Origin of the sequence: Collinsella tanakaei, assembly GCF_021531055.1 — a bacterium.
GTDB lineage: Bacteria > Actinomycetota > Coriobacteriia > Coriobacteriales > Coriobacteriaceae > Collinsella > Collinsella tanakaei_B.
This window is the reverse complement of sequence record NZ_JADYTL010000006.1, coordinates 171634-182761: the sequence shown is the minus strand read 5'-3', so window position 1 is coordinate 182761 and position 11128 is coordinate 171634. Positions and strand designations below refer to the sequence as shown.

The following is an 11128-nucleotide window of genomic DNA, read 5'->3' as shown; positions in this document are numbered from 1 at the left end:
CCCGTCCCCCTTGCCCCCCGCAGCGTCCGGTCCCCGGGGTCGCCCCGCGTACCTTGAGAGCCGCATAGCGAGAGCGCAGGGAGGGATCCCTGCGCACCGATTCTCGATCCGAAACGGATAGTAGAGAGAGATACGAGATTATCGATTCTGCGTCAACGAATGCGAAACACGGTACACCACCGTTTTCGCGGGTTGAAGTCAGAAGCATCGTGATCGCGGTCGCCGGGGGCCCCGCCCCCGGCGGTATGTGATACCCGAATTTACGAATCAGAGAAGATATGCAGGGCGCACGGCGGATGCCTTGGCACAGGAAGCCGACGAAGGACGCGGCAAGCTGCGATAATCCGCGGTTAGGGGCACACACCCTTCGACCCGCGGGTCTCCGAATGGGCGAACCCGCCGTGAGGAGTCACGGCATCCCCCGGCCGAACACATAGGCCGGGGGAGGACAACCCGGGGAACTGAAACATCTAAGTACCCGGAGGAGAAGAAATCAACTGCGAGATCCCCCGAGTAGCGGCGAGCGGAAGGGGGCCTATGGCCAAACCGGCGAGGGACTACGGGCGGCAGCCTTCTCCCCGCCGGGGTTGCAGGGCCATGTGCCCGGGGGCTGCCGCCCCCGGCGGCGAGGTACCGAGGGGAGCCGAACGGCATGGGAAGGCCGGCGGCACAGGGTTAGGGCCCCGTAGGCGGACCCTCAGGTACCCACCGATCATGGTCCCTGAGTAGGGCCGGGCACGTGAAACCCGGTCCGAACCTGGGTGGACCACCATCCAAGCCTGAATACTCTCCTGTGACCGATAGCGCACGAGTACCGTGAGGGAAAGGTGAAAAGCACCCCGGGAGGGGAGTGAAACAGTACCTGAAACCGTGCGCCCGCGAGCAGTCGGAGCAGCCTTGCGCTGTGACGGCGTGCCTTTTGTAGAATGAGCCAGCGAGTCGCTGGCCGGCGGCGAGGTTAAGCTTGGAAGCGAGCCGCAGCGAAAGCGAGTCCGAACAGGGCGCATCAGTCGCCGGCCGCGGACGCGAAGCCGGGTGAGCTATCCCTGGGCAGGCTGAAGCGGGGGTAAGACCCCGTGGAGGGCCGAACGGCAGTACGTTGAAAAGTGCTCCGATGACCTGGGGATAGGGGTGAAAGGCCTATCAAACCCGGAGATATCTCGTTCCCCCCGAAATAGCTTTAGGGCTAGCGTCGGGAGTTCACCGTCGGAGGTAGAGCACCGGATCGATGAGGGGGCTTCGCCGCCTACCGATTCGAACCGAACTCCGAATGCCGACGGCCCAGATCCCGGCAGTCAGAGCATGTGGGCTAAGCTGTGTGCTCGAGAGGGAAACAGCCCAGACCGCCCGCTAAGGTCCCCAAATCCGCGCCGAGTGGCAAAGGATGTGCGCTCGCGCAGACAACCAGGAGGTTGGCTTAGAAGCAGCCACCCCTTCAAAGAGTGCGTAACAGCTCACTGGTCGAGTGGGCGCGCGCCGACAATACACGGGGCTAAGCGCGGTACCGAAGCGGCGGGATGATTCATATCATCGGTAGGGGGGCGTCGGATGCGGGGCGAAGCGGCCGGGGAACCGCGCCGTGGACCTCATCCGAGCGAGAATGCTGGCATGAGTAGCGAGAGACGGGAGAGTAACCCGTCCGCCGTAAACCCGAGGTTTCCTGGGCGAGGCTAATCCCCCCAGGGTCAGTCGGGGGCTAAGGCGAGGCCGGAGGGCGTAGCCGAAGCGCAGCAGGTCGACATTCCTGCACCGGAGACGCGCCGCTATTGACCGACGGGGCGACGGATCGGGGTAGGCCGGCCGGGTTCTGGACGTCCCGGTGATGGGGATGGCCCCCGCGGACCAGGGAAATCCGGTCCGCGCGAGGGGGCGGCCCCGGACGAAGCGATTGAGCGAAGCGGTCGAGCCCTGGTCCCCAGAAAAACCCCTAGGCAGGAGCGTTTCCGCCCGTACCGCAAACCGACACAGGTGGGTGGGTAGAACATACCGAGGCGATCGGGTCAACCATGGTCAAGGAACTCGGCACAATGGCCCCGTAACCTAGGGAGAAGGGGTGCTGGCGCGTAGGTGGACGGACTCGCTCCGCGAGCCGAGGCCAGCCGCAGTGAAGAGGCCCAAGCGACTGTTTACCAAAAACACAGGACTCTGCAGAAGCCGCAAGGCGACGTATAGGGTCTGACGCCTGCCCGGTGCCGGAAGGTCACGCGGAGGGGTCAGCCGCAAGGCGAAGCTCCGAAGCCAAGCCCCGGTAAACGGCGGCCGTAACTATAACGGTCCTAAGGTAGCGAAATTCCTTGTCGGGTAAGTTCCGACCTGCACGAAAGGCGCAACGACTTGGGCGCTGTCTCGACCATGGACCCGGTGAAATTGCACTGGTCGTGAAGATGCGACTTACCCGCGGAAGGACGGAAAGACCCCGTGAACCTTCACTGCAGCTTGGCATTGGCCGCTGGACGCGCGCGTAGAGGATAGGCGGGAGGCTAGGATGCCGGGGCGCCAGCCCCGGCGGAGCCGCCCTTGGAATACCGCCCCCGCGCGCCCGGCGTCCTAACCCGCAGCCGTAATCCGGTGCGGGGACCGTGCCAGGTGGGTAGTTTGACTGGGGCGGTCGCCTCCTAAAGGGTAACGGAGGCGCGCGAAGGTCCGCTCGGGACGGTCGGCAACCGTCCTTTTGAGTGCAAGAGCGCAAGCGGGCTTGACTGCGAGACCCACAAGTCGAGCAGGTGCGAAAGCAGGCTCTAGTGATCCGGCGGCCCCGCGTGGGTGGGCCGTCGCTCAACGGATAAAAGGTACTCCGGGGATAACAGGCTGATCTTGCCCAAGAGTCCACATCGACGGCAAGGTTTGGCACCTCGATGTCGGCTCATCGCATCCTGGGGCTGGAGCAGGTCCCAAGGGTACGGCTGTTCGCCGTTTAAAGCGGTACGCGAGCTGGGTTCAGAACGTCGTGAGACAGTTCGGTCCCTATCCTCCGTGGGCGCAGGAGAATCGAGGGAGGCTGCCCCTAGTACGAGAGGACCGGGGTGGACGGACCTCCGGTGAACCGGTTGTCGACCGACGGCATGGCCGGGTAGCCGCGTCCGGCGCGGATAACCGCTGAAGGCATCTAAGCGGGAAGCCGTTCCCGAGATCAGTTCTCCTTTCGGTAAGGGCCCAGGTAGACCACCTGGTTGATAGGCCCCAGGTGCAAGCGCGGCGACGCGCTCAGCCGAGGGGTACTAATCGCCCGAGCTCTTCTCTCCGCGTCCCCCTCCGCCTCCGTCCCGGATCGGCCCGGAAACCTCGCTGTGCGGCCCCCAGGGCACGCGGAAGCGCTCCCGGGTGGGCGGAACGCCGCCCACCGGTCAGCGGCTCTGGCGGCCGGGGCACGCCCGGTCCCATTCCGAACCCGGAAGCTAAGCCGGCCAGCGCCGATGGTACTGCGGGGGAAGCCCGTGGGAGAGCAGGGCGCCGCTGACCGGTGGACGGCGTTTCGAAGGAAGGCTCCAGGAGACTGGAGCCTTTTTTCTTATCTCGAGCACCTGCGTGGAGAATAGACGCATCTCATCTCTTTCGCCATGCCGTCCACGTCGATGGGTCACAATGCCTTCTATGTTTACGTTATTCCTTCTCGGTAACATAGCCTCGGGTAAGTCCTCCGCTGCCCGTTATCTTGAGCAGCGTGGTGCTCTGAGAATCGACCTTGACGAGCTCGCGAAGTCCCTGTATGTTCCCGGCTCTCCGATCGTCGACGATATCGCTGGTACCTTTGGTCGCGATGTCCTCGATGAGGACGGTTCCATCCGCCGCGACGAACTTGCGCGCCGTGCATTCGATTGTCCCGAGCATATTCGAAAACTCGATAACATCGTCCACCCCGCTCTGCTGGATCGCTTGAGTTCGCTGTTGCTCCCTCCGTATTGCTGTTCTGTCACGACTCCTTCGCATGAGCTTGCCGTTGTCGAGGTTTCCGCACCTCAGACCTTTACCGAGGCGTTCGGTCTTGCCGACGAGATCATGACGATCGCCGTTCCGCGTTCGCAACGTCGCGATCGTGCTGCTCTTCGCGGGATGACGGCGGACGAATTCGACCATCGTGCCGATTGCCAGCCCGACGACGCGTGGTTGAACGAGGTTTCCGACGTCGTTATCGACAATACCGGAGATCTTGAAGATCTTCATATGCAACTGGATAGGTGGCTCTCCTCGCATGGCCTTCTACAGGGCTCGGTCGATGTCCATGGATAGGGGCGTTCGCTTTTTCACGTGGTATCGGGTGCTTCTGCTGCTCGTGGTCTTCGGCTTCGGTGCTATCTCCTGGGCGTTCGCTTATGCTCCCGCTCCGTTGTTCCGCCTGGTTTATCCGCTTGATTTTCAGAGCGAGATCTTGGAATCGGCGTCGACGCACGGTGTCGATCCCTATCTGGTCGCCGCTGTCATCGAAACCGAATCCGGATGGGATCCCGCCGCTCGATCGGATCGCGGGGCGTCCGGTCTTATGCAGCTCATGCCCGAGACGGCTCACGATATGGTGAATAAGGGTCTGGTCGATGGCGCGCGTTTCGATGCCGATGACCTGACGGACGTGCGTACGAACATCGAGATCGGGTGCGCCTACCTGTCGTATCTCATCTCGTATTTCAACGGGTCGACCGAGCACGCAATCGCCGCGTATAACGCGGGCATGGGTAACGTCGACGTGTGGACACGCGACGGCGACGAGTTGTATGATGCCATCACTTTTCCGGAGACGCAGGCGTATCTCGCTCGCGTCACATCGGCTCTCGACCGATATCGGGAGCTGTATCCGGACGCCTTCTCATCGTAGCGAAAGGGGAGTCCATGCCAGCGTTTGAGGTCGAACGGGTCGGTGGCGAACTGCGGCGTTTCGGCCCTACCGCAGGCGATGCGGCATTCACGGTCGTGGCTCCGTATGAACCTTCCGGCGATCAGCCGCAGGCGATTCAGTCTCTCGTCGATGGGGTGCGCGCGGGCGACCGGTATCAGGTGCTGCTCGGGGTCACCGGTTCGGGCAAGACGTTCACCATGGCGAAGACCATCGAGGCGCTCGGTAAGCCGACGCTCGTGATGGCCCCCAACAAGACGCTCGCAGCCCAGCTCGCCAGCGAGCTCAAGGAGTTCTTCCCGAACAACGCCGTGGTGTATTTCGTCTCCTACTATGACTATTACCAGCCCGAGGCCTATGTCCCCTCGAGCGACACCTATATCGAGAAGGATTCCTCCATCAATGAGGAAGTCGAGATGCTGCGACATCAGGCCACCGCGAGCCTGTTGTCGCGTCGCGACGTCATCGTGGTCGCGAGCGTGTCGTGCATCTATGGCATCGGCAGCCCCGAGGATTATGCCGGCCTCGCGCCCAATGTCGACAAGAAGATCCCGCTCGAGCGCGATGATTTCATCCACGAGCTCATCGACATCCAATACGATCGAAACGATTTCGACTTGGCGCGCGGGACGTTCCGCGTGCGCGGCGACGTCGTGGACGTCTTTCCCCCGTACGCCGAGCATCCGCTGCGCTTCGAGTTCTTCGGTGACGAGGTCGAGCTCATCGCCGAGATCGATGAGGTGACCGGCGAGCTGTTGCGCGAGTATGACGCCATCCCCGTGTGGCCCGCTTCGCATTATGTGACCGAGAAGCCCAAGGTGACGCATGCCCTGAAGACCATCGAGGAGGAATGCGAGCACCGTGTGGCGGAGCTCAAGGCCCAAGACAAGCTGCTCGAGGCGCAGCGGCTGCAGCAGCGCACCGACTATGACCTCGAGATGCTCGAGACCATGGGCTTTTGCACGGGCATCGAGAACTACTCGCGTCACTTGGATGGGCGCAAGCCCGGCGAGCCGCCCTATACGCTCATCGATTACTTCCCCAAAGATATGCTCTGCATCATCGACGAGAGCCATGTGACGGTGCCGCAGATCCGCGGCATGCACGAAGGCGATCGTTCGCGCAAAGTGACGCTGGTGGAACACGGATTCCGCCTGCCGTCCGCCCTCGATAACCGGCCGCTGCGTTTCGATGAGTTCGAGGCGAGGATCCCGCAGTTCATCTATGTGAGCGCGACGCCGGGCGACTACGAGTTGCGTGTGAGCCAGAACAACGTCGAGCAGATCATCCGCCCGACGGGCCTGCTTGACCCCAAGATCGACGTGCGTCCGGTCCGCGGGCAGATCGATGACCTGCTCGATGAGATCCGCGCTCGAACGGCGCGCCATGAGCGCGTGCTCGTGACGACGCTCACCAAGCGCATGGCCGAGGATTTGACCGACCACCTGCTCGATGCGGGCGTGAAGGTCAACTACATGCACTCCGATACCGCGACGATGGATCGCGTCGACATCCTGCGCGATCTGCGTCAGGGCAAGATCGATGTGCTCGTGGGTATCAACCTGCTACGCGAGGGCCTCGACTTGCCCGAGGTCTCGCTCGTGGCGATCCTCGATGCCGACAAGGAGGGCTTCCTGCGCAATCGGCGTTCGCTCATCCAGACGATCGGCCGCGCCGCGCGCAACGCGGACGGCGAGGTCATCATGTACGCGGACACGATCACCGATTCGATGCGCGAGGCCATCGACGAGACGAATCGGCGCCGCGGTATCCAGATGGCGTTCAACGAGGAGCACGGTATCGAACCCAAGACCGTTCGCAAGGCGATCAACGACATCTCGAGCTTTATCGCCGAGGCGACGGAGAACGTGGGCAAGCGAAACCGGAGTCGCGGCGACACGCTCGGCCATGGCGAGTTCTTCACACCTGCCGAGGATGCGGATGAATCCGGGGTCACGCCGGGGGCGAAGCTCGCCGAGGAGCTTGCCGGGTTGCCCGCCGACGAGATCGCGCGCATCGTCGCCACGATGGAGGAGGATATGCGCAGCGCCTCGGAGGCCATGGACTTCGAGGAGGCGGCACGCCTGCGCGACGCGCTCGTGCACCTCAAGGCGATCGTCGAGGGTTCAAGCGAGGACGAGGTCATGGAGAACCTGCGGCGCAATGCGCGCAAGGGCAGCGTGTTCGGCGGCGGGCGCAAGCGCCAAGGATGGAAGGGCAAGCACTAGGAATGTCAAAAAACCCCTGGGGTTATTTTACATGGGCGAGGAGGGCCTCGGCGCAGCGGATGCCGTCGGTGGCCGCGCTCATGATGCCCCCTGCGTACCCTGCGCCCTCGCCGCATGGGTAGAGGCCCGGTGCGCCGATCGCGACGCAGGTGCGATCGCGCACGACGGTGACAGGGGAGCTTGAGCGCGTCTCGACGCCGGTGAGCACGGCGTCGGGGGCGTCGTATCCGCGCAAACGGCGACCGAGGGCGGGGATGCCCGCACGGAGCGTGTCGACGATATGTGCGGGCAGGACCTCGTCGAGGGACGTCCACGTGACACCGAGCGGATAGGTGGGCTCGACGCGGCCGCCCGTCGTGCTGGTGCGGGCGGCGAGGAAGTCTTCCACCAGCTGCGCCGGCGCATGGTAGTCGCCGCCGCCGAGCTCGAAGGCGCGGCGCTCGCAGGAGCGCTGCAGCTCGATGCCGGCGAGCGGATCGGTTCCCGGAAGGTCGGCGGGATTGACGTTCACGAGCAGCGCGGCGTTGGCGTTGCGTCCGGAGCGCGCGTACAGGCTCGCGCCGTTGACGACCACGCCGCCGGGCTCCGATGCGGCGGCCACCACCTCACCGCCCGGGCACATGCAGAACGTGAAGACGTTGCGGTCGTTTGGTAGGTGAGCCACGAGCTTGTAGGGCGCGGCGCCCAAGGCGGGATGCCCCGCCGCGCGTCCGTATTGGACGCGATCGATATCGGCCTGAAGATGTTCGATGCGTACGCCCATGGCGAATGTTTTGCGTTCGAGTGCAAAGCCGCGCCGACGAAGGAGTTCGAAGACGTCGCGAGCGGAGTGCCCGCAGGCGAGGATGACCTGCGAGGTCGCGATACGCTCCGTCTTCCCGTTCCGCTCGACGGTCAGGGCACGCGGCGAGCCGTCGACGGCGCGTTCGATGTCTACCATGCGGCAGCGGAAGCGGACCTCACCGCCGTGCGCGCGGATGTCGTCGACGATATGCGTGACGACGGTGGGCAGGATGTCGGATCCCACATGGGGCTTGGCATCCCAGAGGATCTCGCGCGGGGCGCCGGCATCGACCATGGTTTGGAGGATGAGGCGGTGCGCGGGGTTCTTGGTGCCGGTGTTGAGCTTGCCGTCCGAGAAGGTGCCGGCGCCGCCAAGCCCGAATTGGATGTTGCTCTCGGGGTCGAGGGTACGGGTGCGGACAAAGCGCTCGATCGACTCGGTGCGTCGGATCGCGTCGTCACCGCGTTCGATGAGCAGCGGCTTGAGTCCGGCGTGGGCGAGCGTGAGCGCGGCGAAGAGCCCGGCGCAGCCGGCGCCGACGACGACGGGCTGCACGCCGCTCGTCCGTGAGGGCGCGACGGATGCGGGGAATGCCGGAGCGGCGGCGTCGACGGTGCGTATGTTCTTGCGGCGATCGGCCGGTACGCGCGACAGGATGCTCTGCTCGTCGAGATGCTCGGCAAGCTCGATACGGGCGCTCAGGACGAAATGGACGTCGTGCTTCTTGCGTGCGTCCACTGACTTGCGATGGAGCTCGATACGGGCGATATCGGCGTCTGAGAGCTTCAGAAGGCGCTTCGCCGCGGTGCGGCACACCGAAAGACAGGACGCTTCGGTCGTCGATACGTCCAGGTCCGCGCGGATTTGCGAGAGTTCGAGCATGGATCGCCTTTCTGGGAAATTGGTGCCTGTCCCCATTTTCCCATGCGGGAAAATGGGGACAGGCACCAATTTCCCGCACTCGGATCAGATTGACATGTCGGCTGCGCGGATTCCCGACAGCCATGCCCAGGCGAGGTTGAACCCGCCGCAGTCGGCATCCATGTCGAGCGCCTCGCCGCAGACGGCCAGCGCCGGCGCGATGTCGGGTCGAACCGAAAGACCGGGCAGGGTGACGGCGCTAAAGGGGATGCCGCCGCGCCGCACCTGGGCGCTCGCGTGCTCGGTCGTGCCCAGAACCTCGAAGGCGAGGTGCTTGGCAAGGTGCGCGTAGGTGCTGCAGGTGTGACCGAACGAACCGGCGATGGTGGCGATATACGCGCCGAGTCTGCCGTCGTGCAGGCCGCAAAACCAGGAGGCGGTCATCTGGGCGGGGTCGCCGACGATAGCGGCACGCGCTTCGAAAAGCCGCGTAAGCTCCGCTTCACTATGGGTGGGGAACAGGTCGATCTCCACGATGTCGCCGGCGGTACAGCGACGCGAGAGGTCGAACACGACGATGCCCGAGATGCCGTACGGACGGAAGAGGACCTCGCCGTCCTCTGCCCAAAGGGACGTGCCGTTGCGCATGAGGGAGAGTCGGCAGTCGACGCGCAGGCCGTCGAGCTGCTCGAATGCGGCGGAGCGCGAGGTGACATGGTGGCTATCCGCGGGCTGACAGGCGACGGGGCACAGCACGGGCTCCTCGGCGACATGGGGGAGGCCGAACATCGCGGCCATGTGTTCCGACGAACCGCCGCAGGCGATGATGACGCGACGCGCGCGGACGGTCTCCCGCGCGCGCTCGGCACGGCGAAGCTCCTTGCGCAGGGCACGGACAAGGGCTTTGAACTCGGTGACCGACTTTTTCGGCTCGGGCAGGGGTTTGGCTGGCACCGAGATCTCGAGATTCCAGCAAGTGTCCGCTTCGTCAAAGGCGGCGCCGACGATATCTGCGCACGTGCGCAGTTCGGCTCGCGGCGCCACCGCCATGAGCAGGGCGTCGCGCACGGAGTCGGCGCGTTTGCTGTAGGGGTAGAGCCTGCCGTCGACCTCGCAGGTCATAAGGCCGAGCGAGTCGAAGAATGCCGCGAGCTCGTCCTCGGGATGCTCGCCCATGACAGCGCGCGCGATGTCGGGATGCCGATAGCGCACGGGGTCGAGGCAGGCGTTCGACAGGTTGCAGCGTCCGTTGCCGGTGGCGAGGATGGGAAGGCCCGGCTCGACATCGCGTTCGATGACGATGACCGAGTCGCCGGCGCGCGCGGCGGAGATGGCGGCGGCGAGCCCAGAGGCGCCGCCGCCGATGATCGCGACGTCGTATGTGGTGGATGCGGGCACTTAGGCCTGCTCGGAGGGCTCGTCGCCCTCGTGGGGCTCGACGGCCTTGACCGCGGCGAGCGCGAGCGGCAGGGTGCCGGCCAGAAGCTCGGTCTCGATGGTGCCGGCATCGCAGGCGGCGGCGAGCGCCGGATCGATGGGCAGACGGTCGAGGACGGGCAGGTTGTAGGTGGCGGCGACGTCGTCGAGCTTGCTTGCGCCGAAGATCTCGATCGCGCGGCCGCAGTCGGGGCACTGCACGTAGCTCATGTTCTCGACGATACCGAGCACGGGCACGTTCATCTTATCGGCCATGTTGACCGCCTTGGCGACGATCATGGACACGAGATCCTGCGGGCTCGTGACGACGACGATGCCGTCGACCGGCAGGGACTGGAACACGGTGAGTGCGACGTCGCCCGTGCCCGGGGGCATGTCCACGAGCAGGTAGTCGAGCGGGCCCCAGGAGGTGTCGCTCCAGAACTGCTTGATGGCGCCGGCGATGACCGGGCCGCGCCAGAGCACGGGGTCGGTCTCGTTTTGGAGCAACAGGTTGGACGACATGACCTTGACGCCGCCCTCGGAGATCTCGGGCAGCAGCAGCTTGCCCAAACCGTGGGCGCGGCGATCGCCCATGCCGAACATGCGGGGGATAGAGGGGCCGGTGATGTCGGCGTCGAGGATGCCGACCTTGGCGCCGCCACGGGCGAGCTCGACGGCCAGCGAGCCGGTCACGAGCGACTTGCCGACGCCGCCCTTGCCGGAAAGCACGGCGATGACGCGCTTGACCTCGGAGAGGTTGTTTTCCTCGAACTGCATCGGGGCGCTCTGGCCGCCGGCGGCCTGGGCGTGTTCACAGGTGGTCATGGGATGGTCCTTTCGGTTGAACCCGGCGCGACGATGCCGTGCGCGGAGCCGGGCACTCAATGGTTGGCACGGGTCCATTGTACCCGTCCGCAGCGGGCGATCGCGCGCGGGATGCGATGCGATGGTGCGGCGGCCGATCCCGGTACACGTTCTTGACGGCTACGGGTTGCATTCCTATAGTGTATA

General features: G+C 64.8%; 6 protein-coding genes and 2 rRNA genes. 5 read left to right on the top strand and 3 right to left on the bottom strand.

Annotated features, from left to right (window positions below; genetic code table 11):
• Positions 1-269: 269 nt before the first annotated feature.
• The 5 genes from I6E04_RS07415 to uvrB all read left to right on the top strand — a co-directional run bounded on the left by I6E04_RS07415 (position 270) and on the right by uvrB (position 7053).
• Positions 270-3242: ribosomal RNA gene (locus tag I6E04_RS07415) — 23S ribosomal RNA — on the top strand.
• Positions 3243-3343: 101 nt separating this feature from the next.
• Positions 3344-3459 (top strand): 5S ribosomal RNA (gene rrf / locus I6E04_RS07410).
• Between the two features lie 123 nt (positions 3460-3582).
• Positions 3583-4227 carry a dephospho-CoA kinase gene (coaE, locus tag I6E04_RS07405; RefSeq protein ID WP_328225591.1) on the top strand — a complete coding sequence of 215 codons (645 nt, stop codon included), beginning with the start codon at positions 3583-3585 and terminating at the stop codon, positions 4225-4227.
• The gene (locus I6E04_RS07400) at positions 4214-4807 is read left to right on the top strand and encodes a lytic transglycosylase domain-containing protein (protein ID WP_235422548.1); all 594 of its coding nucleotides are present in this window, start codon (positions 4214-4216) and stop codon (positions 4805-4807) included. Before coaE ends, I6E04_RS07400 begins: the two co-directional genes overlap by 14 nt.
• A gap of 14 nt (positions 4808-4821) precedes the next feature.
• Positions 4822-7053 (top strand): excinuclease ABC subunit UvrB, encoded by a 2232-nt coding sequence (gene uvrB / locus I6E04_RS07395; RefSeq protein WP_235422547.1) that lies wholly within the window; start codon positions 4822-4824, stop codon positions 7051-7053.
• A 22-nt stretch (positions 7054-7075) separates the two neighbouring features.
• Here uvrB and I6E04_RS07390 read toward each other — a convergent pair whose 3' ends face one another.
• The 3 genes from I6E04_RS07390 to I6E04_RS07380 form a co-directional block, all read right to left on the bottom strand.
• Positions 7076-8719, bottom strand: a complete 1644-nt coding sequence (locus I6E04_RS07390) for an NAD(P)/FAD-dependent oxidoreductase (RefSeq protein ID WP_235422546.1) — start codon at positions 8717-8719, stop codon at positions 7076-7078.
• 84 nt (positions 8720-8803) lie between these two features.
• Positions 8804-10096: an FAD-dependent oxidoreductase gene (locus tag I6E04_RS07385; RefSeq protein ID WP_235422545.1), complete on the bottom strand. Its 1293-nt coding sequence runs from the start codon at positions 10094-10096 to the stop codon at positions 8804-8806.
• Positions 10097-10942 carry an Mrp/NBP35 family ATP-binding protein gene (locus tag I6E04_RS07380; protein WP_328225588.1) on the bottom strand — a complete coding sequence of 282 codons (846 nt, stop codon included), beginning with the start codon at positions 10940-10942 and terminating at the stop codon, positions 10097-10099.
• Positions 10943-11128: the final 186 nt, after the last annotated feature.

Bases quoted from the DNA above. Each gene is read 5' to 3' on its own strand.
- coaE (WP_328225591.1), top strand. From the start codon at position 3,583: ATGCCTTCTATGTTTACGTTATTCCTTCTCGGTAACATAGCCTCGGGT.
- I6E04_RS07400 (WP_235422548.1), top strand. From the start codon at position 4,214: ATGTCCATGGATAGGGGCGTTCGCTTTTTCACGTGGTATCGGGTGCTT.
- uvrB (WP_235422547.1), top strand. From the start codon at position 4,822: ATGCCAGCGTTTGAGGTCGAACGGGTCGGTGGCGAACTGCGGCGTTTC.
- I6E04_RS07390 (WP_235422546.1), bottom strand. From the start codon at position 8,719: ATGCTCGAACTCTCGCAAATCCGCGCGGACCTGGACGTATCGACGACC.
- I6E04_RS07380 (WP_328225588.1), bottom strand. From the start codon at position 10,942: ATGACCACCTGTGAACACGCCCAGGCCGCCGGCGGCCAGAGCGCCCCG.